General features: G+C 70.1%; 26 protein-coding genes and 1 riboswitch. Of the genes, 12 read left to right on the forward strand and 14 right to left on the reverse strand.

Annotated elements, in window-relative coordinates; genetic code table 11:
- Positions 1 to 67 precede the first annotated feature (67 nt).
- The gene (locus OHA25_RS28825) at positions 68 to 808 is read left to right on the forward strand and encodes a DUF1707 SHOCT-like domain-containing protein (RefSeq protein ID WP_327590572.1); all 741 of its coding nucleotides are present in this window, start codon (positions 68 to 70) and stop codon (positions 806 to 808) included.
- An 81-nt stretch (positions 809 to 889) separates the two neighbouring features.
- Here the strand turns inward: OHA25_RS28825 and OHA25_RS28830 are convergent, their stop codons facing one another.
- The 4 genes from OHA25_RS28830 to OHA25_RS61510 all read right to left on the reverse strand — a co-directional run bounded on the left by OHA25_RS28830 (position 890) and on the right by OHA25_RS61510 (position 4,391).
- A complete protein-coding gene (locus OHA25_RS28830) occupies positions 890 to 1,666 on the reverse strand; it encodes a sirohydrochlorin chelatase (RefSeq protein ID WP_327590573.1) in 777 nt (258 codons plus the stop codon).
- A complete protein-coding gene (locus tag OHA25_RS28835; RefSeq protein WP_327590574.1) occupies positions 1,648 to 2,376 on the reverse strand; it encodes a phosphoadenylyl-sulfate reductase in 729 nt (242 codons plus the stop codon). Before OHA25_RS28835 ends, OHA25_RS28830 begins: the two co-directional genes overlap by 19 nt.
- A 136-nt stretch (positions 2,377 to 2,512) precedes the next feature.
- On the reverse strand, positions 2,513 to 4,201 hold the full coding sequence (locus OHA25_RS28840; RefSeq protein WP_327590575.1) for a nitrite/sulfite reductase: 1,689 nt from the start codon (positions 4,199 to 4,201) through the stop codon (positions 2,513 to 2,515).
- Positions 4,202 to 4,307: 106 nt separating this feature from the next.
- Positions 4,308 to 4,391, reverse strand: a complete 84-nt coding sequence (locus OHA25_RS61510) for a putative leader peptide (protein WP_311132608.1) — start codon at positions 4,389 to 4,391, stop codon at positions 4,308 to 4,310.
- 253 nt (positions 4,392 to 4,644) lie between these two features.
- Here OHA25_RS61510 and OHA25_RS28845 point away from each other — a divergent pair, with 253 nt between their 5' ends.
- The 4 genes from OHA25_RS28845 to glyA all read left to right on the forward strand — a co-directional run bounded on the left by OHA25_RS28845 (position 4,645) and on the right by glyA (position 8,425).
- Entirely contained in the window at positions 4,645 to 5,424 is a 780-nt protein-coding gene (locus tag OHA25_RS28845) for a TIGR03084 family metal-binding protein (RefSeq protein ID WP_327590576.1), read from the forward strand.
- Positions 5,425 to 5,466: 42 nt separating this feature from the next.
- Positions 5,467 to 5,841: a YccF domain-containing protein gene (locus OHA25_RS28850; RefSeq protein ID WP_305922698.1), complete on the forward strand. Its 375-nt coding sequence runs from the start codon at positions 5,467 to 5,469 to the stop codon at positions 5,839 to 5,841.
- Positions 5,842 to 5,899: 58 nt separating this feature from the next.
- The gene (locus OHA25_RS28855; protein WP_327590577.1) at positions 5,900 to 6,832 is read left to right on the forward strand and encodes a YihY/virulence factor BrkB family protein; all 933 of its coding nucleotides are present in this window, start codon (positions 5,900 to 5,902) and stop codon (positions 6,830 to 6,832) included.
- A 234-nt stretch (positions 6,833 to 7,066) separates the two neighbouring features.
- Positions 7,067 to 7,149, forward strand: a riboswitch (ZMP/ZTP riboswitch).
- Between the two features lie 25 nt (positions 7,150 to 7,174).
- On the forward strand, positions 7,175 to 8,425 hold the full coding sequence (gene glyA, locus OHA25_RS28860; RefSeq protein WP_327590578.1) for a serine hydroxymethyltransferase: 1,251 nt from the start codon (positions 7,175 to 7,177) through the stop codon (positions 8,423 to 8,425).
- A 422-nt stretch (positions 8,426 to 8,847) separates the two neighbouring features.
- Here glyA and OHA25_RS28865 read toward each other — a convergent pair whose 3' ends face one another.
- From OHA25_RS28865 to OHA25_RS28875, 3 genes are all read right to left on the reverse strand, one after another.
- Complete coding sequence (locus OHA25_RS28865) at positions 8,848 to 10,131, reverse strand: CHRD domain-containing protein (RefSeq protein WP_327590579.1); 1,284 nt, start codon at positions 10,129 to 10,131, stop codon at positions 8,848 to 8,850.
- A 162-nt stretch (positions 10,132 to 10,293) separates the two neighbouring features.
- Positions 10,294 to 11,013, reverse strand: coding sequence for an anti-sigma factor family protein (locus OHA25_RS28870; protein WP_327590580.1), 720 nt, complete (start codon positions 11,011 to 11,013; stop codon positions 10,294 to 10,296).
- The gene (locus tag OHA25_RS28875; protein WP_327590581.1) at positions 11,010 to 11,537 is read right to left on the reverse strand and encodes a sigma-70 family RNA polymerase sigma factor; all 528 of its coding nucleotides are present in this window, start codon (positions 11,535 to 11,537) and stop codon (positions 11,010 to 11,012) included. Before OHA25_RS28875 ends, OHA25_RS28870 begins: the two co-directional genes overlap by 4 nt.
- A gap of 343 nt (positions 11,538 to 11,880) precedes the next feature.
- Here OHA25_RS28875 and rsgA point away from each other — a divergent pair, with 343 nt between their 5' ends.
- Both rsgA and OHA25_RS28885 read left to right on the forward strand, forming a co-directional pair.
- A complete protein-coding gene (gene rsgA / locus OHA25_RS28880) occupies positions 11,881 to 12,960 on the forward strand; it encodes a ribosome small subunit-dependent GTPase A (RefSeq protein WP_327590582.1) in 1,080 nt (359 codons plus the stop codon).
- Positions 12,961 to 13,153: 193 nt separating this feature from the next.
- Positions 13,154 to 13,780, forward strand: coding sequence for a phosphoribosyltransferase (locus OHA25_RS28885; protein WP_327590583.1), 627 nt, complete (start codon positions 13,154 to 13,156; stop codon positions 13,778 to 13,780).
- Positions 13,781 to 13,857: 77 nt separating this feature from the next.
- Here the strand turns inward: OHA25_RS28885 and OHA25_RS28890 are convergent, their stop codons facing one another.
- Positions 13,858 to 14,271, reverse strand: a complete 414-nt coding sequence (locus tag OHA25_RS28890) for an ATP-binding protein (protein ID WP_327590584.1) — start codon at positions 14,269 to 14,271, stop codon at positions 13,858 to 13,860.
- A gap of 189 nt (positions 14,272 to 14,460) precedes the next feature.
- On the opposite strand from OHA25_RS28890, the gene OHA25_RS28895 reads away from it, so the two are divergent.
- Complete coding sequence (locus tag OHA25_RS28895) at positions 14,461 to 15,342, forward strand: helix-turn-helix domain-containing protein (RefSeq protein WP_327590585.1); 882 nt, start codon at positions 14,461 to 14,463, stop codon at positions 15,340 to 15,342.
- A 147-nt stretch (positions 15,343 to 15,489) separates the two neighbouring features.
- Complete coding sequence (locus tag OHA25_RS28900; RefSeq protein WP_188187307.1) at positions 15,490 to 15,723, forward strand: DUF397 domain-containing protein; 234 nt, start codon at positions 15,490 to 15,492, stop codon at positions 15,721 to 15,723.
- Between the two features lie 297 nt (positions 15,724 to 16,020).
- Here the strand turns inward: OHA25_RS28900 and OHA25_RS28905 are convergent, their stop codons facing one another.
- From OHA25_RS28905 to OHA25_RS28925, 5 genes are all read right to left on the reverse strand, one after another.
- On the reverse strand, positions 16,021 to 17,226 hold the full coding sequence (locus tag OHA25_RS28905) for an esterase-like activity of phytase family protein (RefSeq protein ID WP_327590586.1): 1,206 nt from the start codon (positions 17,224 to 17,226) through the stop codon (positions 16,021 to 16,023).
- 261 nt (positions 17,227 to 17,487) lie between these two features.
- Complete coding sequence (locus tag OHA25_RS28910) at positions 17,488 to 17,799, reverse strand: WhiB family transcriptional regulator (RefSeq protein WP_101784355.1); 312 nt, start codon at positions 17,797 to 17,799, stop codon at positions 17,488 to 17,490.
- A 100-nt stretch (positions 17,800 to 17,899) separates the two neighbouring features.
- Positions 17,900 to 18,778 carry a sucrase ferredoxin gene (locus OHA25_RS28915; RefSeq protein WP_327590587.1) on the reverse strand — a complete coding sequence of 293 codons (879 nt, stop codon included), beginning with the start codon at positions 18,776 to 18,778 and terminating at the stop codon, positions 17,900 to 17,902.
- 103 nt (positions 18,779 to 18,881) lie between these two features.
- The gene (locus OHA25_RS28920; RefSeq protein WP_327590588.1) at positions 18,882 to 20,378 is read right to left on the reverse strand and encodes a glycerol-3-phosphate dehydrogenase/oxidase; all 1,497 of its coding nucleotides are present in this window, start codon (positions 20,376 to 20,378) and stop codon (positions 18,882 to 18,884) included.
- A complete protein-coding gene (locus OHA25_RS28925; protein ID WP_327590589.1) occupies positions 20,375 to 20,881 on the reverse strand; it encodes a TetR/AcrR family transcriptional regulator in 507 nt (168 codons plus the stop codon). The genes OHA25_RS28920 and OHA25_RS28925 overlap by 4 nt, the downstream gene beginning before the upstream one ends.
- Before the next feature lie 31 nt (positions 20,882 to 20,912).
- Here OHA25_RS28925 and OHA25_RS28930 point away from each other — a divergent pair, with 31 nt between their 5' ends.
- On the forward strand, positions 20,913 to 22,532 hold the full coding sequence (locus tag OHA25_RS28930) for an FAD-binding oxidoreductase (RefSeq protein ID WP_327591058.1): 1,620 nt from the start codon (positions 20,913 to 20,915) through the stop codon (positions 22,530 to 22,532).
- A 47-nt stretch (positions 22,533 to 22,579) separates the two neighbouring features.
- Here OHA25_RS28930 and OHA25_RS28935 read toward each other — a convergent pair whose 3' ends face one another.
- Positions 22,580 to 22,996: a hypothetical protein gene (locus tag OHA25_RS28935; RefSeq protein ID WP_327590590.1), complete on the reverse strand. Its 417-nt coding sequence runs from the start codon at positions 22,994 to 22,996 to the stop codon at positions 22,580 to 22,582.
- Between the two features lie 263 nt (positions 22,997 to 23,259).
- Here OHA25_RS28935 and OHA25_RS28940 point away from each other — a divergent pair, with 263 nt between their 5' ends.
- Entirely contained in the window at positions 23,260 to 24,618 is a 1,359-nt protein-coding gene (locus OHA25_RS28940; RefSeq protein ID WP_327590591.1) for a metallophosphoesterase family protein, read from the forward strand.
- Positions 24,619 to 24,639: 21 nt separating this feature from the next.
- Complete coding sequence (locus OHA25_RS28945) at positions 24,640 to 26,208, forward strand: bifunctional 3'-5' exonuclease/DNA polymerase (protein ID WP_327590592.1); 1,569 nt, start codon at positions 24,640 to 24,642, stop codon at positions 26,206 to 26,208.
- Positions 26,209 to 26,212: the final 4 nt, after the last annotated feature.

Raw genomic sequence — 26,212 nt, forward strand, 5'->3', positions numbered from 1 at the left:
CAGTTTGGCTGCTTTCTCCTCCACAAGGAGGAGCTGCATTCCGGCCAAGACGCGATATGTTGCGAGTATGACTGATCCCGGTGGGGTCCGCGCGTCGGATGCCGAGCGCGAGGCCGTCGTCGAGCAGCTCCGTGTCGCCTCGGTGGAAGGCAGGCTGACGCTGGCCGAGCTGACCGACCGCACGGAGGCCGCTTATACGGCCACCACGCACGCCGAGCTGGCGATGCTCACCCAGGACCTGCCTGCCGCCGGCGCCGTGTCCGCCGGAGCCCAGCCGCCCGCCGGAGCTCGACCCCTTCGCGAGGGCAGGAAGCGGCGCTGGTTCGTCGGCGTCATGGGCGACTCCAAGCGGCGCGGGAAGTGGCGGATCGACCAGGAGCTCGGCGCCGTGGCCGTCATGGGGGACGTGGTGCTCGACCTGCGCGAGGCCGAGGTCCGCACGAACACGGTCGACATCACGGCCGTCTCCGTGATGGGCGACGTGAAGATCATCGTGCCCGACGGGGTCAACGTGGACCTCGACGGGATGGCCGTCATGGGCGACAAGAAGGTGGACGTGCTGGAGGCCGCGCCCGGCATGAACGTGCCGGTGGTGCGGGTGCACGCGTACGCGATCATGGGCGACGTGAAGGTGCTCGGCGACTCGCGGGCGCAGCCGCTGAAGCGGACCTTCTCGGCCTGGCGCGAGCACTGGCGGCAGCTGCACGGGGAGGACTGGCGCAAGCTCGGCAGGCAGCTGCGGGCCGAAAGCCGCGAGCTGCACAGGCAGCTGCGCGACGTGAACAGGGACATCGGGCGCGGCTACTGATCCGCCGGCTCGCCGAGCCGAGCCGACCCGGGGGCTGCTGACGCGCCCCGCCCGTCGCGGCGGATCGTCGCGAACCGCTGCTCAGATCGCGAGTGACACCGGCTGGCGTTGTGCCTGCTCGTAACGTTCCAGCAGGACGTCGACCAGCTCCGGCGCCGGGCCGAGCACGTCGGCCACGACGGCCGCGCCCGCCTCCAGCGCGCTGAGGCGCACCTTGTCGGCGAAGTAGCCAGGAGCCAGCAGGTAAGGCGCCACGGCCACGCGCGGCGCGCCCGCGCGCACCAGCTCGGCCACCGCCTGCGCGGGGGAGGGCTCCGCGGCCGAGGCGTAGGCGGCCTTGACCGTCCACCAGCCGGCCCGCCGCCACTCCCGCGCCATCTGTGAGATCACCGCGTTCGCTCTGGCGTCGCTGGAACCCGCCGACACCAGCACCACCGCCGTGTCCGGGTCCCCGGGCCGCACGCCCGCCTCGGCCAGCCGCCGCTCCAGCGCGGCGCGCAGCAGCGGGTGCGGCCCCAGCGTGGCGCCGTAGTGCACGCGCAGGCGCGGCCGGCGCGCGCGTACCTCGTTCAGCGCCGACGGCAGGTCCACCCGGCTGTGGTAGGCCTCGGTGAGCAGCAGCGGCAGAACCACGGCCTCTTCCAGGCCGCCGAGCGCCTGGGGGAGCGTGGGAGCACAGTGATCCAGATACGCGACGCGGACGTCCAGCGGCACCTGCTCGAGCAGCGCGGCCACGGTGGCGGCGGCGCGCGGATCGCGAGATCCGTGCGCCACCGCCACCAGTGGCACGCCACCGGGGGCCGTCCCGCCTGCCAACGGGACGAGTCCCCTCCTGGGGATCACAGGTGAATGCCGCATTCGACCTTCCCCAGGCCCGCCCAGCGCCCGCTGCGCGGATCCTCTCCCTCCGCGACCTGCCGCGTGCACGGCGCGCAGCCGATCGAAGGGTAGTTGTCATAGTGCAACGGGTTGATCAGCACCCCGTTGTCAGCGATGTAGTTGTCGACGTCCTCCTGGGTCCAGGCGGCGATCGGGTTGACCTTGACCATCTGCCGCTTGGCGTCCCACTCGACGACCTTGGTGTCCGTCCGGCTGGACGACTCGTCGCGGCGGATGCCGGAGATCCACGCCAGGTACGGCTCCAGCGCCCGGTTCAGCGGCTCCACCTTGCGCAGGTAGCAGCACAGGTCCGGGTTGCGGCCGAACAGGCGCGGGCCGAGGTCGCGGTCCTGCTCCGCGACCGTCCGCGACGGCTTCACGTCGATCACGTTGACGTCATAGACCTGCCGCACCGCGTCCCGCGTGCCGATCGTCTCGGCGAAGTGGTAGCCGGTGTCGATGAACAACACGTCCACGCCGGGCTTGACCCTGCTCACCAGGTCGATGAGGAGGGCGTCGCTCATCGAGGACGTCAGGCACAGCCGGTCACCGAACGTCGCCGCCGCCCAGCGGATGATCTCACGGGCGGGGGCGCCCTCCAGGAACGTCGCGGCGGACTCCACGATGTCCTGCAGGTCGAGCGTGCCGCGCTGCTGTCTCAAACCGACCTCGATGTCCACCAGCGTCATATCTTCACTCCGATTCCGAGAAACTTCAGCTTGAAGGCACGAGCGCAGGCCCTGCAGTACCAGCCGCCGTCGCTCTCGTAGGGCTCGAGGTCCTCGTCGCCGCAGTAAGGGCAGTGGAAGGGGACCGCTCGCGTGCTCATTTCAGGTCCGCCTCGTCCGCGCGCTGCACCCAGTCGGCGAACGACTCGCCTTCCTTGCGCTGCGCGTCGTAGTGCTTCACCACGCGCTCCACGTAGTCGGGCAGCGCCTTGGCGGTGGTCTTCAGCCCGCGCACCTTCCGGCCGAAGCCGGCGTTGACGCCCAGCGAGCCGCCCAGGTGGATCTGGAAGCCCTCCACCTGGTCGCCGTTCTCGTCCACCACCAGCTGGCCCTTGAGGCCGATGTCGGCGACCTGGATGCGGGCGCAGGAGTTGGGGCAGCCGTTGACGTTGATCGTCAGCGGCTCCTGGAAGTCGGGCAGGCGCCGCTCCAGCTCGTCGATCAGCTGGGCCGCGGTGGCCTTGGTCTCGACGATGGCCAGCTTGCAGTATTCGATGCCGGTGCACGCCATCGTCTGGCGCCGGAACGTGGACGGCCTGACCTGCAGGTCGTTGGCCTCCAGCTCCGCCACGATGGAGTCCACTTGGTCGGGCGCGACGTCGAGGACGACCATCTTCTGCTCGACCGTCGTACGCACCCGGCCGGAGCCGTGCCGCTCGGCGATGTCGGCGATCGTGTGGAGCTTGTCACCGTCGAGCCGGCCCACCTTGGGCGCGAAGCCGACGTAGAAGTTGCCGTCCTTCTGCGGGAAGACGCCGACGTGGTCGCGGCGGCTGCCACGCGGCAGCTCGGGCGCGGGCCCGTCGGGCAGCGCCCCCTTCAGGTATTCGGTCTCGAGGATCTCGCGGAACTTCTCCACACCCCAGTCGTTGACCAGGAACTTGATCCGCGCCCGGTGCCGCAGCCGCCGGTAGCCGTAGTCGCGGAAGATCCCGACGACGCCCTCGTAGACGTCGGCCACCTGCTCCGGCTTGACGAACACGCCGAGCCGCTTGCCGAGCATCGGGTTCGTGGACAGGCCGCCGCCCACCCACAGGTCGTAGCCGATCTCGCCCCGCTCGTTGACCACGCCCACGAACGCCACGTCGTTGATCTCGTGCACCGTGCAGTGCGCCGGGCAGCCGCTCACCGCCGACTTGAACTTGCGGGGCAGGTTCGAGTAGGCCGGATTGCCGACGACCCGCTCCTGGACCTCGTAGATCTGCTCGGTCGCGTCGAGCACCTCGTCGGCGTCGATGCCGGCCAGCGGACACCCCAGGATCACGCGGGGAGTGTCGCCGCACGCCTCCGTCGTCGACAGGCCCACGGCCTCCAGACGATCCCAGATGTCCGGCACCGACTCGATCTCGATCCAGTGCAGCTGGATGTTCTGGCGGTCGGTCAGGTCGGCGGTGCCGCGGCCGTAGTCGTTGGAGATGTCCGCGATCGTGCGCAGCTGGGCCAGTGAGAGCTGGCCGCCGTCGATCCGCACGCGCAGCATGAAGTAGCTGTCGTCCAGCTCCTCCGGCTCCAGGATCGCGGTCTTGCCGCCGTCGATGCCGGGCTTGCGCTGCGTGTAGAGGCCGTACCAGCGCATGCGGCCGCGTAGGTCGGCGGGATCGATCGAGTCGAAGCCACGCTTGGAGTAGATGTCGATGATGCGCTGGCGGACGTTGAGGCCGTCGTCGTTCTTCTTGTTCTCTTCGTTCTTGTTGAGCGGCTCACGGTAACCGAGAGCCCACTGGCCTTCGCCGCGCGGGCGTTTGTGGTGCCTGCTGGCAGGGGTGCGGCTGGCAGGGGTGCTCATTGCGCGTCCTTCGGATCATGGGCGCGCGCAGGGTTCCTCAAGCCTCATCGTCGAGGGCAGGATGCGAGGGAGGATTGCGACGCGCTCAGCGGCAGAAACAATCGGGTTAGCGGGCGTCGCAACAGATGGCACTGCGGACACGCTGGAGGTCGACGTGGCGTCGACCGACGAGCATGGGGTCCGCTGGCATGCTTCGAAGATACCCTGGCGGTCCCGGATGTCCAAGACGGGGTCCAGAGTGTGGGACTGTCCGGATGCTTCAACCCTGGCGGCGCCAGCCGAGCTCCGAGTCCTTGGGCTTTTCCTCGGTGCTCTGGTGCTGGCAGTCGCACCACGAACCGCCGCGGCAGTCCTCGTGACGCTTGTCCTTGCAGCTCTGGCAGATCACTCCTGCATTATTCTCCTGGAACGTTGTTCGGGTTAGGCTGGCCCGCGTGGATCTCATGGCCGAATTGCTTGGCGATCTCCGCGCCGAGACCGCCTCCTTCGAGGAGCTGCTCCAGCCCCTCCGCGACGAGGACTGGGAGCTGGCCACACCCGCCGAGGGATGGGCGATCCGCGACCAGGTGAGCCATCTGGCCTGGTTCGACGACGCCGCCGTCCAGGCGGTCACCGACCCCGAAGGCTTCAACGCCTCGCTGGCGGACTTCGCGGCATCGGGCTTCTCCTCGGTGGACGACCTCGTCGTGCGGGCGCGCGGGAGATCGCCGGCCGAGCTGCGCGAGTGGTTCCGCGTCGCCCGAGCGCGCAGCATCGAGGTGTTCGCCGCGCTGGACGCGCGCGACCGGGTGCCGTGGTTCGGGCCCCCGATGTCGGCCGCGTCGTTCGTGACCGCGCGGCTGATGGAGACCTGGGCCCACGGGCAGGACGTGGCCGACGCACTCGGCGTCATCAGGAAGCCGACGGTCAGGTTGCGGCACGTGGCCATGATCGGGTTCAGGGCCCGGCCGTACAGCTTCGCCGTACGTGGCCTGGCGGAGCCGCCCGAGCCGGTGCGGGTGGAGCTGACCATGCCCGACGGCAGCGCGTGGACGGCCGGCCCGCCGGAGGCGGCCGCCGTGGTGCGCGGGCCGATGCTCGACTTCTGCCTCGCCGTCACCCAGCGTGTCCACCTGTCCGACACGGCACTGGAGATCGACGGCGAGGCGGCGCGGGCCTGGATGGAGATCGCCCAGGCGTTCGCCGGGCCCCCTGGTAAAGGCCGGGCACCCAGATCAGGGTGAAATCAGGGACGCGGTCGGCACGCGCGCTGACATGCTGGAAGCATGCGCACGATTCTGAACGTCATCTGGCTGGTGTTCGCCGGCATCTGGCTGGCACTGGGTTACGCCCTGGCCGGCGTCATCTGCTGCATCTTGATCATCACCATCCCGTTCGGCATCGCCTCGTTCAGGATCGCCGCCTACGCGCTGTGGCCGTTCGGCCGGACCGTCGTACGCGATCCGGACGCGGGCGTGTTCTCACTCCTCGGCAACATCATCTGGTGCGTGGTGGCCGGAATCTGGCTCGCCATCGGCCACGTCATCACCTCGATTCCGCTCTTCATCTCCATCATCGGCATCCCCATGGGCATCGCGAACATCAAGCTGATCCCGGTCTCCCTCCTTCCGCTGGGTGCGCGCATCGTGGACAACGACTAGACCTGCTGCCGGGGACGTAAGCTGTCTCGAAGAGTCACTGCGAAAACCGTTGGGTGCCATGACGTCCACAGATGCTCCTCCCCGGCCTAAGCGAGGGCTCGTCTCCAACGCCAGGGCCAGGCTGAGCTGGGTGCTCGACACGAAATCGTGGGCGATCGTCCGCTCGGCCACCAACGCCGGCGTCACCTATCGGGTGACCGGCCTGGCGGGCGAGGCGGCGTTCTTCGCGTTGCTGTCGCTGCCTCCGTTCGTGCTGGGCCTGATCGGCGTGCTGGCCAAGATCGGAGCCTGGGCGGGCGGCGCGGTGGTCAAGCAGGTCAATGCGTGGGTGATCGAGCAGGCGGGGCTGCTGTTCGCCGAGGACGCCGTGGAAAAGGTGGTCAAGCCGCTCATCGCGGACGTGCTCAGCGACGACGCGAGCAAGGTGTCGATCATCTCGCTGGGCTTCCTGCTGTCGCTCTGGTCCGGCTCCCGAGCCCTTTACGTCTACGTGGACCTCATCTCCGTCGCCTACGGCCTGGGCGAGGAGCGCGGCATCATCCGCACCAGGCTCATGTCCTTCGGCCTCTACGTCGTGGGACTGGTCATCGGCATCATCGTCATGCCGATCCTGATCGTCGGCCCGACCCTGCTCAAGGACACGCTGCCCGGCGAGTACGGCATCATGATCGACATACTCTACTGGCCGGTCGTGATTATCGGCTCGGTGCTCTTCCTGACCGTGCTCTACCACGTCAGCGTGCCGGTCAGGACGAAGTGGTATCGGGAGCTGCCCGGCGCGATCCTGGCGCTGTTCCTGTGGATCCTCTGCGCGGCGGTGCTGCGGGCCGTGCTGGCCGCGTGGTTCTCACCCGTCTCCGTGTACGGCTCTCTGGCGGCGCCCGTCGCGGTGCTCCTGTGGCTCTACATCACGGCGCTTGCCGTGCTGATCGGGGCCATACTCAACGCGGAGGTCGACCGGCTCTGGCCGGGCGTGGGTCGTACCAAATAGAGCCATACAGGGTTGCTGGGCGCGGGCCTGACGCTCGCCATCATGCGCCCCCGGGAGGAACGCGGCAGAGAGCCCGGCACCCCCGCCGTGGCCGGCACGATCGACACCCTGGACAGCACCTTCCGCGTGCAGGTCGACTCGCTGACGCGGCAGGGCACGATGGCGCGTCGCCGTCACGTCCGCCTGAACCCCCAGATCGGAGGCGGTAGGCCGCCACCGGATCCGCTATCGTCTACAGCGAGACGCGACTGGCGCATTGGGTGGGAACGACCACCGGGGAGCGAAAGGAGCGGAGGCCGTGCGCCTGGGTCTTCGCACGTTGTCAACGATGACAGGAGAGTCATGAGTTCTCTCGCTAGCGTCGACCCGCAGATCGCCGAGCTCATCAAGGCGGAAGAGCGCCGCCAATCCGACACCGTCAAGCTCATCGCGTCGGAAAACTACGTGTCCAAGGCCGTGCTGGAGGCCACCGGCACCGTCCTGACCAACAAATACTCCGAGGGCTACGCGGGCAAGCGTTATTACGAAGGCCAGCAGGTCATCGACCAGATCGAGATCGTGGCGGTCGAGCGGGCCAAGTCCCTGTTCGGCGTCAACCACGCCAACGTCCAGCCCTACTCGGGCTCGCCCGCCAACCTGGCGATCTACATGGCGTTCCTGCAGCCCGGCGACACCGTGATGGGCATGGGCCTGCCGTTCGGCGGCCACCTCACGCACGGCTGGTCGGTCTCGGCCACCGGCAAGTGGTTCAACCCGGTGCGTTACGGCGTACGCAAGGACACCGGCCGCATCGACCTCGACGAGGTGCGGCAGCTCGCGCTCGAGCACCGGCCGAAGCTGATCTTCTGCGGCGGCACCGCCATCCCGCGCATCATCGACTTCGAGGGCTTCGCCTCGATCGCCCGCGAGGTCGGTGCCGTCCTGGCCGCCGACATCGCCCACATCGCCGGCCTGGTCGCGGGCGGCGCGCACCCGACCCCGGTCGGCCACGCCGACGTGATCTCCACGACCACCCACAAGACGCTGCGCGGCCCGCGCGGCGCCATGCTCATGGCCACGAGCGACGAGCACGCCACGGCACTCAACAAGGCCGTCTTCCCCGGCCTGCAGGGCGGGCCGCACAACCACACCACCGCCGCCATCGCCGTCGCGCTCAAAGAGGCCTCCACCGACGAGTTCAAGGCCTACGCCCACCAGGTCGTCGCCAACGCCAAGGCGCTGGCCGACGAGCTGGGCTCGCGCGGGTTCGACCTCGTGTCCGGGGGCACCGACAACCATCTGATCCTGGTGGACCTCACGCCCAAGGGCATCGGCGGCAAGCCGGCGGCGCAGGCGCTCGACCGGGCCGGTCTGGAGACCAACTACAACACGGTGCCGTTCGACCCGCGCAAGCCGTTCGATCCGTCGGGGATCCGCATCGGCACGCCGTCCGTCACGTCGCGGGGGATGGGCGAGGCGGAGATGCGGCAGATCGGGGCCTGGATGGACGAGGTCGTCACCGCCCTCGCCAAGGGCGACGCCGAGGACGTCATCAGCCGGGTTCATCACGAGGTCAGTGAGCTGACCGCGCAGTTCCCTGCTCCTGGTCTTTAAGATCTTCTTTACGGCGGGGCCGGGTCTTTCCAGCCGTCGACGTTCGCTGTGTCCTGCCGGGAGAAGGGCTTTTGATCTTTTACGGCGGGGCCAGGTTCTTCCAGTCGCCGACGCTGGCTGAGCCCCGTCCAGGGAGACGCTTTCTGACCCGGTCAGTGGCGCGCCGCCGCTACGGCGTTCCGCTGGCTGGGTTCCGTGGTTCCCGGCCTTGCCGCCATACACGGTGCCCGGTCTCCACCGCCCCGCGTCCAGGAGCGCCCCGCCGCACGGGCTCCCGTGTGCGGCGGGGCGCTTGTCGCGAGCGGGGCGGGCCGGAGTGCCCCGTCGCGATGGCCGGGCGGCGGGACCCGGAGGACTGGGCGCCGCGCCGGCCGGGGATGGCCTGCCGGGGGACGGGACCGAGTCGTCCCCCTGGCCGGTCCTCAGCCGAGGAAGATGTAGTCGGCCCCGTACGGGACCTTGGCCTGGCTGCCGGGCTGGCAGGCGCCGGTGGGGGCGACGCCGCCGGTGGTGTTCAGGCGCAGGATCTGCGTGGTGTGGGCGAGCAGGCCCGTGGCGGCGCCTGACTGGGTGGCGTTGAGCACGAGCTCGGGGATGTTGCCGTCGCCATTGGGCGTTCGAGTGACGACCGCGCCGCGAACCGCGCTGCCGTCGGGGGCGATCCACTGCGGCGGGCCCGAGGCGGGCGTCACGAAGGAGTGGTCGATCCCGCGCCCCAGCTTGGCCGTCACGCCGAGCTGGGTGAAGGCGTAGGCGCCCGACGGCTGCTGGGTGCAGGCGTAGATCTGCTCGCCGCGCAACACGTCGGCCGTGAGCGCGCGCGGGTGGGTGAACGGCGCGCCCGACAGCTGACCACGTACGGCGCCGCCGTTGAAGTCGGCGGTGTGCAGGTTCGTGTAGTAGCGGCCGGGGTCCGCGGCGATGCGCTTGACGGTCTTGGAGGAGACCGGCGTCACCCCCGCGACGCCGGTCAGGTTCTCCGGCAGGGCGCCGGCGAACAGGTCCGCGACCACGGGACCGTTCGTGCCGGGCGCGCCCTTGTGCACGTGCCCGTCGGTGACCGCGCCGAGGCCGGACCAGTGGGCGGTGTAGGCGATGGAAGCGCCGTCGGGACGCAGCCACCAGATGGCCTGGCCGTCCTGGTCGCCGCGCTTCTTGCCGTCGTTCTCCTGGACCTCCTGCGCGGCGTCGGCGCGGGCCGACAGCGTGGCCTGCTGGCTCCCGTGCAGCACGCCGTTGAGGTCTATGGGCTTGCTGAGCCGCTGGAGTCGGCCCCGTACCGCGCCCTTGGGGTGTGCGGCGTCGTGCAGGTTGGCGTAGAAGCCGCCGGGATTGTCGAGAAGGGCCTTGACCAGCTCGGGGTCGGCCTTCACGGTGCCGGTGACGCCCAGCACGCCCTTGGGGAGCGGCTTGGCGAAGAACTCCAGCCGCACGTCGCCGTTGGCCCCCTTGGCACCGGCGTGGACGTGACCCGCGGTGGGCGCGCCGATCTTGTTCCACCGGGCCGCGAACGTCACCTCGTTCCCGCTGATCTTGAGGACGACCGTCGAACGCCCGTCGGCGTCTCCCGGCGTCCCCACCTCGTTCGCGCCGCGCAGCCCGGCCGCGAGATAGACCTCGTCGCCCGAGGCGTGCGCCGGCGCTGGGCCGATGATCAGAACACTGGCTAACAGAGCACCAGGAATCATGAACTTTCGGATAGACATGATGAAACCTCTTATAGGGCTATATATTCCGGCTGGTACGGCAAGCAGTACGCAGGGAATCGCCCAGCGGTTCAACTCAGCTATCCGTAAATTTCCACACAACCGCGCTGGGGCATGGGAAAGCCCTCCCACCAGCGGGCGGGAGGGCTCCGAAAGCGAGGATCAGGCCTCGATGGTGAGCAGCTTCTTACCGGTCGAGGTCACCACCTCGAAATGATCGACGTCCTTCAGCTGCGTCGCGCTGCCGCCGTGCATGTAGAGCGGATCGGGCGACCCCGGCACTCCGTACCCGGCTGGAGGCACGGACCACCCGGTCATCACCCGGCGCTCACCCGACGTGGAGACCGAGATCAGCTCGCACTCCAAGGGCCCTTTGACCCCGGCCAGCTTGAGGGCCGCGTGCGTGCCCCACCCCTTGGACTCCACCACGAGCCCGCCGGTGATCCCGTCGACCCCTTTGCCCTCGATGGGCCGGCCGTCGGCGTAGAACTGCTCGGCCGGTCCCATATGGGCCATGTGATCGGAACCCTGCGCGACCGGGGGCGCGTCACCCCCGCTGAGCTGCGTGCCGACGGTCAGCCCGCCGGCCACCAGCGTGACCGCCGCCGCCATCCCGATCACGAACGTCCCCCTGCGCGTCCTCCTGTCCGCCGCCCGCTTGCGGCGCAGCATGTCGATCGCCGGGGCCGGCGATGGCGGGCGGTCGTCCTCCACGGGACCACCGAGCCCGTTCAGCACGCTGGCCACGCCGGCCAGCTCCGACAGTTCGGAGCGGCAGGCGGCGCAGAAGAGCAGATGGGCTTCGAACGCTTCTTTGTCCTCGTCCTCGAGCAGCCCGAGCGCGTACGCGCCCACGTCCGTGTGCTCGACTCTCGATGTCACGCCGTCACCCCCCTCTCCTCCAACGCGATGCGCAGCGCGCGAACGGCGTAGTAGACCCGGGACTTCACGGTGCCCACCGGGATGCCGAGCGCCACGGCGGCGTCATGGACCGACCGGTCCCGCAGGATCGTCTCGTTGAGGATCTCGCGGTGGGCCGGCGACAACGCCTTCAGCGCCTCTGACACGACCACCTGGTGCAGGAGACCCTCCATCTCGTCCGGCACGGGCATGCTCTCCAGCGGCCCGTCGCCCGACTCCTGGGGGCGGGCGTCCCTGCGCCGCCGGTCATCGATCACGATACGTCTGGCGACCGTGGCGAGCCAGGGCATAAGTGAGACTGCCTCAGGATCGAGTTGCTCCGCGCTGCGCCACGCCCGGATCATGGTCTCCTGCACCACGTCTTCCGCCCACTGCCGATCGCCCGCCGTCAGCCGGATCACGAAGGCCAGCAGCGGCCTGTGATACTCCCGGTAGAGCGCGGACACTGCCACCTCGTCGTCTGGCGCCTCATGATCCGATCGCATGCGCCGGATCCGGTGGCGTGAGCGTGGCTGGCCCATCGGGGCGGCTCCGTCGGCCGAGGGCGGGGGATACGTGCTCGCTCGCATCATCTCCCCTTTCTCGCGTCCGTCGGCAGGAGGTACGACGAGCCGCCCGGGCAGGGTTCAACGGAACGCCAGACCAATATGTGATTGCAACCTTGGGGACAGGTGCGTAGAGTCGCCCCGGAACTGATCGAGGAGGTGAGGACTATGCGGGTCGTTCTGCTCAGCGTGCCGTCAGTCCACCTCCGGGCGCTCTCCTGACGCTGCCCGGTTCCTTCTCGAATCAAAGGGTTTCACTCAGTTGTCCTCTTACGATCTTTCCTTGCTCGGCTGGACCGATCTCCGCGCCGCCGAGCTGCCTTCCGGCACCGTTCCCGCCCGTGTGGCCCGCGTCGACCGCGGCGCGGCCGAGGTGATCGCGGCCGACGGACAGCATCACGTCAAATACGCCTCCCACATCCGCCGGGCGTCGGCCGCCGATCCGGTCGCGCTGCCGTGCGTCGGCGACTGGGTCGCGCTGCGGCTGCTGCCCGAGGGCCGCTACGAGCTCGACGACGTGCTCCCGCGGACGACCGCGTTCATCAGGGGCGGCGTGAGCCGCGACTCGGTCGGCGGCCTGTCCGGCGACGGCCAGGGCCAGGTGCTCGCGGCCAACGTCGACCTCGTGTTCGTGGCCGAGCCGTCCATGCACTCCACCGACTTCGCCGACCTCGGCCGCATCGAGCGGCTCGTGGCGCTGGCCTGGGAGTCCGGCGGCACGCCCGTCGTGCTCATCACCAAGTCCGACCTGTTCGAGCAGGGCCTCGAGGACCTGCTCGCCGACGTGCGGGTGGCCGCGCCCGGAGTGGACGTGCACGCCGTCTCCTCACTGCATGGGGAGGGGGTGGAGCTCGTCGCCGGCTACCTCGGCGGCTCCCGCACGGCCGTCATCCTCGGCCCGTCAGGGGCCGGCAAGTCCACCCTGGTCAACGCACTGGCCGGGGGGACGGTCATGGAGACCCAGCAGGTACGCGCCGCGGACGGGCGCGGCCGGCACACCACCGTGCACCGGGAGCTGATCCCGTTGCGGGGCGGCGGGCTGGTCATCGACACGCCTGGCATCCGCCGGATCGGCCTCTATGACATCGGAGAGGGCGTGGACCTCGTCTTCTCCGACATCGAGACGCTGGCCGGGCAGTGCAGGTTCGGCGACTGCGGGCACAACGGCGAGCCGGGCTGCGCCGTGCTGGCCGCGCTCGAAAGCGGCGAGCTGCCGGAACGGCGGCTGGAGAGCTGGCGGAAGCTCCAGCGCGAGGCCGCCTGGATGGCCGGCCGCACCGATGCGCGCCTGCGCAAGGAGCAGCAGAACAAATGGAAGGTCATCACGAAGGAGATGCGCCGCTCAGGGAGAAACCGCCCCTGACCGCCCGCCCGGGTTCGGGCCGGATCGTCCGTGACCCGCCCGCCCTGTCCGGCCGCCCTGTCCGGGTCCGATGGGTCCGGGTCGGATGGGTCCGGGGTCGCGGGGCCGGGGCTGACGGGTCGGGGCGGCCGTGGTGGGAACGGCTGGTGGTCAGGAGGCGAGGAGTGCGTGCCTGTGGGGTAGGGCACAGGTCATGGAGCTCTTCGCAGACCGGGCCGAGGCCGGGGCAAGGCTCGCCGAGCGGTTGCTGGACGCGAACGACCCCGTCTTGCTCGCGCTGCCCCGCGGCGGCGTGGCGGTGGCCGTGCCCATCGCGCGCAGGCTCGATGCAGACCTCGAGGTGCTGGTCACCAGGAAGATCGGCTATCCGCCGACGCCCGAGCTGGGCGTCGGCGCGATAGCCGAGGGCGGCGAGCCCGTCTTCGACCTGCGGCTGCTGCACCGTCTCGGCATGACGCCCGAGTCCGTCGCGGACGTGGTCGAGCAGGAGCGGCGGGAGCTGGCGCGCCGGGTGCGCGCCTACCGGGGAGATCGGCCACTGCCCGCGCTGGAGGGCCGGGAGGTGATCGTGGTCGACGACGGCCTGGCCACCGGCGGCACCGCCCGTGCCGCGCTCAGAGCGGTCGCCACGCACAAGCCGGCCAAGGTGACGCTCGCCGTGCCGGTCGGAGCGCGCGAGACCGTGCGGTCCATGCAAGAGGAGGCCGACGAGGTGGTGGTGCTTCTGACGCCGATCGACTTCAGGGCGGTGGGCCAGTGGTACGAGCGATTCGACCAGCTCAGCGACACCGACGTGCTGGAGCTGCTCGGCCGGGACTGACCGGCTCAGCCCGGGCAGGACTGACCAGCTCAGCTCGGGCAGGACTGACTAGCTCAGCTCGACCGGGATTGACCGGCTCAGCCCGCGAGCACGGCCCAGACCAGCTTGCGCGGGCCGCCGGGGGACAGCCACCCCCAAGCCGTGCAGAGGGCGTCCACCAGCCGCAGCCCCCGTCCGTACTCCGAGAACACGTCGGGTGTGGCGGCCACCGGGACGGTCTGGCTGTGGTCGGTCACCACGCAGGCCAGCTCGGCCTGGTGGGCGAGGAGCCGGAGCTGCGCGGCGCCGCCGCCGTGTCGCATCGCGTTGGTCACCAGCTCGGAGACAACCAGCTGCGCGTCGAAAGCGACCTCGATGGCGCCCCACGTAGTGAGCGTATGATCGACGAACCGCCTGGCCGTCGCCACGCAGGCGGGCTCGAGCGCCGCACGCTGATGAAAGGGGAACACAGCGTCGCAGTCACCGGCACGGCCCTCGACCAGAATGGACAAGAGCCATCCTGGTGGCCGGGAACCGATGGCGGCTTGCGGCCGAGCGTCGAAAGTCGTCATTCTGGCCCCCGAAGCGCGGTCTGGTGATCCAATGCCCATCTTTACGGGGTGTGCTGACCAATGCAAGACTTTTCGTAGTTTACAGATGCCAATAGCATCTGCACGTGCAGACGATCTTGAGGCGGCGCAGTGAGCGCAGAGAGCGCGGAAGGGAAGCTTCTCAGCTATTCGCCGGGAAGCCCGACGGTGCTGCGTATCCTGCTCGGAACCCAACTCCGTAGGCTCCGTACGGAGAAGGGTATCTCGCGCGAGGACGCCGGGTACTCGATTCGCGCATCTCACGCCAAGATCAGCAGACTGGAGCTCGGCCAGGTCAGTTTCAAGCAGCGCGACGTGGCCGATCTGCTCACGCTGTACGGGGTCACGGACCCGGCCGAACGTCAGTCGCTGCTCGACTTGGCCAAGCAGGCCAACGCTCCCGGCTGGTGGCACAAGTACACCGACGTGCTGCCCACCTGGTTCGAGGTCTACATCGGCCTCGAGGGCGCCGCCTCCAGCATCCGTACCTATGAGAACCAGTTCGTCCCCGGCCTGCTGCAGACTCCCGACTACGCCAGGGCCGTCATCGAACTGGCCCACGAGAGGGCCACGCGGGCGGAGATGGACCGCCGGGTGGCCGTGCGCACCATGCGCCAGAAGCGTCTCGAGAGCGGGCTGAAGCTCTGGGCGGTGATCGACGAGGCCGTCGTACGCAGGACGCTCGGCGGTCCGGACACGATGCGGGCGCAGATCGCCCATCTGCTGGAGATCACCGGCTCGCGCAACGTCACCGTGCAGATCATGCCGTTCGACCGCGGTGGCCACGCGGCGGCCGGGGGGCCGTTCAGCATTCTGCGTTTCCCGGAGCCCGAGCTGCCCGACGTGGTCTACATGGAGCAGCTCACCAGCGCCCTCTACCTGGACAAACCCGCCGACTCCGACCACTACATGGAGGTCATGGACCGGCTGAGCATCCAGGCGGAGACGCCGAAGGAGACCAGGCGCTTCCTGGAACGCCTCATTTCCGCATGATCTGCTGATAGCCCCGCTGATATCCCTGTGATCCACCACATACCGGGATTTTTGGTCGTCCGGTATATGGAGATCAACGCGTTGCCGTATTGTCACCTCGCAAACGCGGATGCACGTGCATCCGTAAGATCGCGAGGAGCTGCCCCCATGCACGAGTTCCGGAACGGAACACCCGCCGGCCGCCTTCCCGTCGTCTGGCGCAAGAGCAAGCGGAGCAACCCCAACGGCAACTGCGTCGAGGTCGCGAGCCTGCCCACGGGGGAGATCGCCATGCGCAACTCACGCTTCCCCGAAGGACCGGCGCTGGTCTACACGCAGGCGGAGATCACCGCGTTCGTCCTCGGCGCGAAGGACGGCGAATTCGACGACCTCATCGTCTGAGACGCCGGATTACGGGCGACTCCTGGAGCAGATTTCGGTCACGCGCGGGGCGCGCCGTGCACATGTCCCGGCGCAGAGCCCACGGCAGGCACGCGGATGCCCGGCGGCGTGGTGCGCACCATAGCGACCAGCAGCGCGCCGAAGCCTCGCCCGGAGCCTCACTCGGACAGCGAGGGCAATCCGCACGGCCTCATCGAGGTCGTCGGCGGTCACGGGCGAGCGCTCGGGACGTGCCATGGCAGGCGCACTCTGCCCGACTCGGCCGGTGGCCGGGCCACCGGCCGAGCCGGGCGGCGCCTACCGGTAGACGCGGGGGTCGGCCTTGAGACCGCGGGTCAGTCGAATGGTGATGAACTCGTTGTCATCCGGCTTGCCCGGAGTGCGGCCGTTGGAGAAGGGGAAGTTGTTGTCGTCGAGCACGCCGAGCGTGCCGTCGTCAAGGATGACGACGTCCTCGATCGTCTGGAACGGGAACCTGAACGTCCCCGGCGCGCCGCCGAGGCCGCGCGGGTCGGCGATGTTCAGCAGGTCGGCCACCAGGGTCTTGTCGAGCGCGCCGTCGCCGTCCTTGTCCCGCATGTCCGCCAGGTAGATGCGCTTGACCTGCGCGGCGTCGCCCTGCAGGTTGTCCCGCTCGATGATCAGGAACCGGTCGGCGTCGACCGCGATCGCGTCGCCGATCGCGTGGGAGGGCGAGTCCAGCCGGTACGTCCACCGCCGCCCGGTGTAGGCCCGCTCGCGCAGGTCGAACTCGTTCATCCGCAGCGTCCCCACGGGGTCGCCGGCGACCGTGCCCTCGAGCAGCGGGTAGAGGTGGCGGCCGTCCACGGACCTGGCCATGCCCTCGAAGCCCTTGCTGCCGCCGAGGTTGGGCTGGGCGCCGTTCAGGTTCGGGTTCTCGGGCGCACGGACGCCCGGCAGCTCGATCGGGGCCTCCATCAGCCGGCCCTTGCGGTCGAAGTGCAGCAGGAACGGGCCGAACTCGTCGCCGATCCAGTACGTGCCGTCCACGGTGCGCACGATCGACTCGACGTCGAAGTCGGCGCCGGTCAGCTTGCGGTCCTGCCGGGTGAGCGGGAATTTCACCAGCTCGCGCGGGTCGGTCAGGTCGAACCCGCCGAGCACCTCGACGGACTTGGCCGTGAAGTCGGGCTTGACCCGGTGCACGCGCAGCAGGAAGTCCGCACTGTTGGCTTTTCCGCCGAAGCCGTTGTCGGACAACACCTCGAAGGTGCCGTCGTGGCGGCGGACGATGCCGCTGAAGCCCTGGACGGGCTGGCCGGGGAACGGCGGGGTGACCCCATTGACGGGCGTGGTGCCCAGGGACGATCCCGACGGCTCGCTCCCGGGGACGAAGGTCAGCGCGGGCAGCGAGGCGAACCCGGTCAGCGTGGCCTGCCCGAAACCGGGCTGCCCGCCGTGGCGTCCGGGGTCGGCGGCGGCGGGAGCGGCCAGGGACAAGGCCGTCACGCCCGCGCACATCAGGATGGAAATGCGTTTCATGGCGGGCACCCTAGGGCGGCCATATGACGGGATTCCGAACACACGGCAACGGGCGGTGACCGCCGGATGTCGGCGCGGCTGTCGTCGCGCCATGGGCTCAGTGGAGACGACGCCGCGCCGGGGGAGCGCGGCGATCGCCGTGGGATCCGCCTGATCAGGCAGTTGTCCCGACCGGGTTCGCCGGAGCCTGGGCATGGAGGGCCAGGCTCCGGTTCATCGGCACAACTGCTTGATCACGCGATGGTGACGCTGCCGGGTATGTCAGGCGGCGGAGATGCCGGCGCTGGCCGCGCGGCGCATGCGACGGCGCCGCTCGGAAGCGCGCTCGTCTTCGTTGAGACCGCCCCACGTGCCGTACTTCTCTGGCCGGGACAGCGCGTAGTCAAGGCACTCGGTGCGGACGGGGCACTGGGCGCAGATCGCCTTGGCCTTCCGCTCACGTACGTCACGCTCGGGCTGCCGCTCCCCATCGGGGCCGAAGAAGAGCACGAGGTCCTCACCCCGGCACGCGGCATCATCCTGCCAACCCCAGCTGGGGCGCGGGCGGGCGAGCTGCCGACGTACCTGAGACATGAGAAAACCACCTTCGTGAGAGGTATTTCGGTAATTGAGCCGCATTGGACGCTTTTGGCGTCACTGTTCCAACGCAACGTACGGCCGTGGTGTTCCCTGTTCAGGCAAGAGCCGACGTGGCGTACCGCACAGGCGCGAGCCTGTCCAGCGAAACCAGCCGGTAGGTAGTGATCGTCTCGGCGCAAGCCGTGCCGCACGGCGCTGTGAACGCCGATGGCTCAACCACAACCTGGAGCCGGACGTCGCCGCAACGCACGATGGCTACGGTGACGTCACCGTCCGACCTGGAGGATTCCACGGCCACCGCGCCGACGGAACACTCTCCCGTATGGGCTCGGGCGAAGTGCTCGACGGCTTGCAATGGCTCAGGGATGCCTGCGCGTCCCCGGTAACGGTCGAGAATGACCTCGCCCGACCGGTACGCGTTAGCCGCTGCCAGTGCAGCAGCCTGAGACATGCTGCCGTAGAAAATTCCGTGTGGCAAGCACACGAGGTTGGCGGCGTAGCGATCGCCGCCAACGTGTGACGTTTCCCACACTCTGTCCGGCAGCGAATCGGCCAGGGACCGAGCGAGGGGTAGTCCAATGCGGGCGCAGCACACATTGCGCTTGGCGTGCGTGCAGACCAGAAATACCGGCTCGTCTTCAAGTATGCAGGACTCCGGGACCACTCCGGCCACCAGCGCGTCCAGGTCAAGATCGTCAGGACCTGCGATGACGCCGCCGGCCAGCCAGGGGTGGTCGCCCACCGCGTACGCCAATAGCACACGGATGCCCTGCTCCTGCGGGCGGGTCCGTTTGCCGGGGCGGCGGATCAGCTGGGGCCTGATACCACGTTCGAGCGCGCGGCGGACGAGTTTGTTGATTCCGGAGAATTTTTCCGTATGTTCGAAGCTCTCCAGGTGGGAGGGCCAGGCGCCGTTGTGCTCGATGAGCAGCCACAGCCGGGCTCCCACGGTGGCGCTGGCCAGTGTGGGCACCGCCCCGGTGTGACACCCGACAGGATGCTCGCAGCCCCTCGCCAACGCCTTCTCTCCCTCGCTCCGTCGAATTAGGTAAGACTAACCTAACGGATTGGTGGGGTCAGGCGTGGCTGGTTCGATCCAGTACGTCCCGTGTCGCGGGCAGGGCGCGGTCCCTGTCCGTTCTGACCAGGCCGATCCTGGTCCGCCGGTCCAGCAGGTCGTCCTCGTCGAGCGCGCCCTCGTGCATGACCGACCACATCAGCTCGCCCTCGGTGATGCCGAGACCGACCTCCTCCGGGTATGCCTTGACGAGCTCGTGCACGGCCTCGGCCTCGCTGCCGTACCGCTCGGCCAGCCGGATCGGCACGCCGGACGGCTGCGGCCCGGCGCCTGCGAGCGGGATCTTCCGCGTCCGGCACCGGCCGGCCGGGAGCTTCCTGGATGAGACCGCTCGATCCACTGCGTCCTCGGCCATGCGCCGATATGTCGTCAGCTTGCCCCCGATCACGGTGACCACGCCGCCGTCCGACAGCACCGCGTGCTTCCTGGAGAGGTCCGCCGTGCGTCCGTCGGCCGCCAGAAGGGGCCTGAGGCCCGCGTAGACGCCCGCAACCGCCTCTCTGGTCACCGGAGTCCCGACAACCCCGTTCAGCACCTCCAGAAGCACTCTCACGTCCTCCTCGGGCGCTTCGGGGACGTCGGGCACCGGACCCTCCACGGGTTCGTCCGTGAGACCGACGTACACGCGGCCGTCGCGCTGAGGCAGAACGAGCGCGAACCGGTTGAGCTCGCCCGGCACGGGCAGGTGCATGCCGGCGATCAGTCCCGGCAGCGTGCCCGGGCTCAGCACGAGGTGCGTGCCGCGCGAGGGCCGCAGCTTCACCTGGGGGTCGAGGGCGCCGGCCCACACGCCGGCGGCGTTGATCACCGCACGGGCGCGGATGGTGAAGTGCTCGCCCGTCAGCTCGTCCCGTACGTCGGCGCCGCGCTCCGACAGCCGCAGCGCGCGGCAGCGGGTCAGCACGCGGGCGCCCTGCGCGGCGGCGGTCCTGGCGATCGCCACCACCAGCCGGGCGTCGTCGAGCAGCCGGCCGTCCCATGACAGCAGCCCGCCGCGCAGGCCGTCCTCGTTCACCACGGGGGCCAGCGTGTGCGCCCTGGCCGCGTTGAGGCGCGTGGGGCCGGGCAGCAGACGGCGCGGCGTGCGGGCGGCGGCGCGCAGGGCGTCGCCGGCCCGGTAGCCGGCCATGATCAGCGCGGCCTGCCGCCGGGAGACCGCCGCGGTCAGCGGCAGCACGTACGGATGCGCCTTGACCAGGTGCGGAGCCGTCCTGCGCAGCAGGATCCCGCGCTCCACCGCGCTCTCGTAAGCGACGTCCACCTGCCCCCTGGCCAGATACCGCAGGCCGCCGTGGATCAGCTTCGAGCTCCACCTGGACGTGCCGAACGCCAGGTCGTGCGCGTCGATCGCGGCCACGCTCAGCCCGCGCGCGGCGGCGTCGAGCGCGGCGCCGGCCCCGGTCGCGCCCAGCCCCACCACCAGCACGTCCACGCGTTCCTCGGCGACCTCGCCCAGCTCGCGGGCGCGGCGGCGGGCGTTCAGCGAACTTCTCACAGGTAGGCCTCCAGGAGGGCGGCGAGCTCGGCGTCGAGCTCGTCGAGCGTCACAGGGTCGAGCATGGTGGGCGCCGACAGCAGGAACGACTGCGCCACCAGCAGCACCGCCCTGGCCTTGCGCGCATCCCCGACGGCCGGCTCCAGCACCTGTAGCACGGCCTCATGGGTCGCGCCCCGCCGGTCCAGCAGGTAAGGCATGAGCAGCTCGGGATCCGCTTCCACGATCTTCCGCCACAGCGGGTGCGCGCGCAGCCCCCGCACCCCGGCGACGACCGCGCGCACCGGATCCGACAGGTCCAGGCCGGCGACGACGCTCACCCACTCCCTGGTCATCACATCGGCGACCAGCGAACGCACGTCGGGCCAGCGGCGGTAGATCGTCATCCGGGACACGCCCGCCCGGCGCGCCACGTCCGTGAGCGTCGTCCTGCGCACTCCGTAGGCCAGCACGCAGTCGCGAGCCGCGTCAAGAACGCCGTCATTGTGACGAATCAACGTCATGTGTCACAGTGTAAGCGTGCCGAGAGAACCCATGCGATGGGCGGGCTGGGGCGATCCCGCCAAGAGCCGCGAGCTGCCCGATCAGGTGCTGAAGCTGCTGCACGACCTGCTGGGGGTGCGCCCGCCGCCCGCTCCCGCCGCCACCATGGAGTCGGTGGAGCTGCCGCCGATCGCCCTGCCCGAGCCGCTGCTGCGGGCGCTGGCCGGGGTCGTCGGCGAGGAGCACGTGCTCACCTCGCGGGCCGACCGCGTCCGGCACACCCGCGGCAAGTCCACCCCCGACCTGCTGCGCATGCGTGCCGGGGACGGCTCCGACGCGCCCGACGCGGTGGTGCTGCCCGGCTCCCACGAGGAGGTGGCCGCGCTGCTGCGGTTGTGCACCACGGAGCGGATCGCCGTGGTGCCCTTCGGCGGCGGCACCTCGGTCGTGGGCGGGCTCCAGGCCTCCCGCACCGGCTTCGCGGGCGTGATCGCGCTGGACCTCGGCCGGCTCGACCGGCTGCGGTCGGTGGACACCGAGTCGATGGTGGCCGAGTTCGAGCCGGGCGTGCGGGCTCCCGACGCCGAGCGGCTGCTCGCCGCGCACGGGCTGACGCTCGGGCACGTGCCCCAGTCCTTCGAGTACGCCACGCTCGGCGGTTTCGCCGCGGCCCGCTCCAGCGGCCAGGCCTCCGCCGGATACGGCCGCTTCGACGACATGGTGGTCGGCCTCACTGTGGCCACGCCGTCGGGCGACCTGCACCTCGGCCGTGCCCCCAAGTCGGCGGCCGGTCCCGATCTGCGGCAGCTCCTGCTCGGCTCGGAGGGCGTCTTCGGGATCATCACCTCGCTGCGGCTGCGCGTCCGGCGCGCCCCCGCCGAGCGGCTGTACGAGCGGTGGCGCTTCGCGTCGTTCGCCGCGGGAAGCGCCGCCCTGCGGATGATCGCCCAGGAAGGGCCGCTGCCGGCCGTGCTGCGGCTGTCGGACGAGAACGAGACGACGTTCGGCCTGGCCAAGCCGGAAACGATCGACCCGGGCGGCGAGGCGGGCTGCCTGGCGATCGTCGGCTACGAGGGCAGGCCGGCGACCGGTCGCGACGGCGTGGGCGCCTCGGCGGCGGGCCCGGGGATCTCCCTCGCGGATCGGCGGGACGCGGTCGCGGGCGTGCTGCAGCGCATGGGCGGCGAGCCCGCGGGTGAGGTGTCCGGGGAGGAGTGGGAGCGGGGCCGCTTCTCCGCCCCCTACCTGCGGGACGCGTTGCTCGCGGCCGGCGCCACGGTGGAGACGCTGGAGACGGCCGGGTTCTGGGCCGATCTGCCGCGGCTCTACGACGCGGTGCGGCTGGCCCTGCTCGGCGAGCTCGGCTCTCCTCTGGTCATGTGCCACATCTCGCACGTGTACGAGACCGGCGCGTCGCTGTACTTCACGGTCGTCACCGCGCAGGAGGAGGACCCGGTGGCGCAGTGGGAGCGGGCCAAGGCGGCGGTGAGCGCGGCCATCGTCGAGGTGGGCGGCACGATCACGCACCACCACGGGGTCGGGCGCGATCATATCGACGCCTACGCCGCCGAGCTCGGCCCGGTCGGCGTCGCCATCCTGCAGGCGGTCAAATCCCGGCTCGACCCCGCGGGGATACTCAACCCCGGCGTGCTGATCCCGCGGACCGGCTGAGGCGGCCGGGCCGCGCCGGCGCTCCTTACCGCGGCCGCCCGCGCCGGTCAGGCGTCCGGCGGCGGGGTGACGCCGTCCGCCTCGGCCAGCGTCTCGGCGGCCTCGCTATAGCGGTGGAGCGCCTCCAGCACGGTAGCCAGGCGATGCAGCGAGACCACGAGCGGGGCGCCGCCCACCGCCCGGGTGAGCGACACCGCCTGCTGGGCCGGCGACAGCGCCTCCTTCGCCCGGCGCCGCTTGAGCAGCACGTTCGCCGCCGTGCCCAGGCAGCGCGCCAACAGCTCCGTGTGCTCGCCGGGATGTTCCCTGGCCAGGGCCCGGCTCCTGGCGATAGCCTCGTTCACGCAGGCGATCGCGGAATTGCCCCACCGGGGTCGTTTCTGGGCATATGCCAGCAAACCCTCGATGGCCCTCGCCTCGGACGTGCCTTTTCTGAGCGCGTCGTCCGGGCCGTTCTGCGTCATGGGCGGCGCCTCCCCTGGGCGATCCCAACCGCTTGCTTGGGGGGTGAAGGCTACACCATTGCGAACCTTCTGTGTTCTCTGCGGTACAGAGCGTTCGGGGTGCGCGAATGGGAGATCGCGGTAAAGATGTGGTCATGGTCGATGTCGCGGCGGAGCGCGGAAAAGAGCTTTCCTCACGAGTGTCGGAAGCGGGCGCCGGGTGGGCATGCACGCAGATCGGTACGTTTGACCAGCTCAGACCGAATGGTCATGGGTTCAGTTGGTTGAATCCGGCGACCCTGTGGCGTTCGCGCAATGAGATCCTGGCCGGGCTGTTCGGCGATCCCTCGGGGGATGTCCGGGTGCGGTGGGTGGCGGCCCAGGAGGCACGCGGGATTGATCCGGAATTTCGTATCAAGCCACCCGTTGGGGGAAATTTCAGTTTTCTCCTGCTCGGCGATACCGGCGAGGGCGACGCCTCCCAATACGCCGTCGTTCCCGGAATGCTCAAAGTGGGCGAAGGGACGTCCTTCGCGATCGTCGCCAGCGACGTCATCTATCCGACGGGATCGGGCAACGAGTACGGGGACAAGTTCTTCCGCCCGTACAAGGACTACGACGCCCCCATTTACGCGATCCCCGGCAACCATGACTGGTACGACGGGCTCGGCGGCTTCATGCGGGTCTTCTGCGACGCGCCGCCGCTCAGGCCCAAGCCGGACCCCGGGCTGCGCGGGCTGCTGTGGCGCAAGCCGGAGACGATCGACGAGGCGCGGCTGGCCGAGGCGCGCTCGCTCAGGGGCAAGCCGTCGCAGCAGGCCGAGCAGCCGGGACCGTACTGGGCGATCGAGAGCGACAGCCTGCTTATCGTCGGCGTGGACACCGGCATCAGGAACGTGATCGACAAGGCGCAGGCCGCGTGGTTGCGCCGGGTCTCGCTCGATCCCCGGCCGAAGATCCTCGTGACCGGCAAGCCCATCTACACCGCGAACGCCTACAAGCCCTCACCGCTGGAGGAAGGCGGCACGATTGACGACATCGTGCGCGACCCGGCGCACCGGTATGTCGCGGCCATCGGCGGAGACGTGCACAACTACCAGCGGTATCCGGTCAAGGTGGGCGACCGGGTGATCCAGTACGTCGTGGCGGGTGGCAGCGGCGCGTTCATGCACGCCACGCACACCATCGGCAGGGTTGGCGTGGCAGGGGTGCACGAGGACGACTTCAAGTGCTACCCGCTGCGCGGCGACTCGCTGTCGTTCTACAGCCAGCTGTACGCGCGCAGGCTGCGGATGAAGTGGCTCTACCTCAGGCCCGACGAGGCCCTGTGCATCATGTCCGAGCACATCAAGAACCAGCCCGTCAGGACGCCCGCGGGGCCCGTGAAGATCACCCGCCGGATGCGGTGGGCGGCGCGGTTGCTCGGGGCCTGGCCGTGGCCGTTCCGGTTGCCCGTGGACAAGGTGTTCCACCGCTACCTGTCCGAGCTGTCCGATTGGGACACACCGCCGTTCTTCAAGCAGTTCCTGCACGTGTCGGTCACGCCGGAGGAGCTGACGTTACGGTGCTTCGCCGCCACCGGGTGCCTGGCGCAGGAGCTGGAGCCGCCCGTGGAGGACGAGGTGCGCATCAGTTTGTCGTAGTCGTCTGTCACCCTTGGCTGCGTGTATGTCGTGGTCGCCGGCGAGACGGTGCTCCCGGTCGGGGGCGCGGCTCGCCGTACCGTCGATCTCGCGGAGACCGTGCGCGAGATCGAGGCGGCCGAGCGGCCGCGGTGGGTGTGGGCCGACGCGCGCGAGACCTATCCGGCGCTGCTGCGGGCCGGCGTGCGGGTCTCCCGCTGCCACGACATCGCGCTCACCGAAGGGCTGCTGCTCGCGCACGAGGGCCGCTACGGCGAGCCCCGCTCGGCCAGGGCCGCCCACGCGCGGCTGCACGGGTTGCCGGTGCCCGACGAGCAACCGGACGCGCCCGGCACGCTGTTCGCCCCCGAGCCGCTCGCCGCGGAGGCGGTGGCCGAGGTGCTGGCCGATCAGCTGCGGCGGATCGGGGCGCTGCCGGAGCCGGGAAGGTTCAGGCTGCTGGTCGCGGCCGAGTCGGCGGGGGCGCTGATCGCGGCCGAGATGGCGCACGACGGCATGCCCTGGCGCAGGGACGTGCACGACGCGCTGCTGACCGAGCTGCTCGGGCCGCGGCCGGTGCACGGCATGCGGCCCGCCAAGCTGCAGGCGCTGGCCGACGAGGTGGCGGCGGCGTTCGGGCATCCGGTCAATCCCGACTCGGTGCAGCAGCTGGTCAAGGCGTTCAAGGGAGCCGGGGTCGCGCTGAAGAGCACCCGGTCGTGGGAGCTCAAGCAGATCGACCATCCGGCGGTGGCGCCGCTGCTCGCCTACAAGGAGCTGGCCAGGCTCTACAGCTTTCACGGGTGGGTGTGGGCCGACCAGTGGGTGCGCGACGGGCGGTTCCGGCCGGAATACGTCGTGGGCGGTGTGGTCTCCGGGCGGTGGGCCACCAGCGGGGGAGGGGCGCTGCAGATCCCCAAGGTGATGCGGCGGGTGGTGGTCGCCGACGACGGGTGGGTGCTGATCGTCGCCGACGCGGCGCAGCTGGAGCCTCGTGTGCTGGCCGCGATGGCCGGGGACATGGGGCTGGCCGCGGCCGCCGGCGAGATCGACCTCTACTCGGCGCTGGCGCAGTCCTTCGGCGGGCAGCGGGACAACGCCAAGATCGCGATGCTGTCCGCCATGTACGGCGGCACCAGCGGGGACGCGCCCAAGCTGCTGGCGATGATGCGCCAGCGCTTTCCCCAGGCCTACCAGTTCGTGGAGGACGCGGCCAAGGCGGGGGAGGAGGGGCGGCTCGTGCGCTCCTGGCTCGGCCGCACCTGCCCGCCGCCGTCGCCCCGGTGGAAGGAGCTGGTGTCGGGGCCGGAAGGCGGGCGTGCGGCCAGGGACCGGGGGCGGTTCACCCGCAACTTCGTGGTGCAGGGGACGGCCGCGGAGTGGGCGCTGGTGCTGCTCGCGGTGCTGCGCGGGCTGCTGCCTTCGCCTGCGCGGCTGGTGTTCTTCCAGCATGACGAGGTGATGGTGCACTGCCCGATCGCGCAGGCCGAGGAGGTGATGGCGGCCGTGACGGCGGCGGCGGCGGAGGCCAGCAGGCTGCTGTTCGGGCAGACGCCGGTGCGTTTTCCGATGGAGGCGGTCGCGGTCGCCTGCTACGCCGACGCCAAGTGAGGCC

Origin of the sequence: Nonomuraea sp. NBC_00507, assembly GCF_036013525.1 — a bacterium.
Classification (GTDB): domain Bacteria; phylum Actinomycetota; class Actinomycetes; order Streptosporangiales; family Streptosporangiaceae; genus Nonomuraea.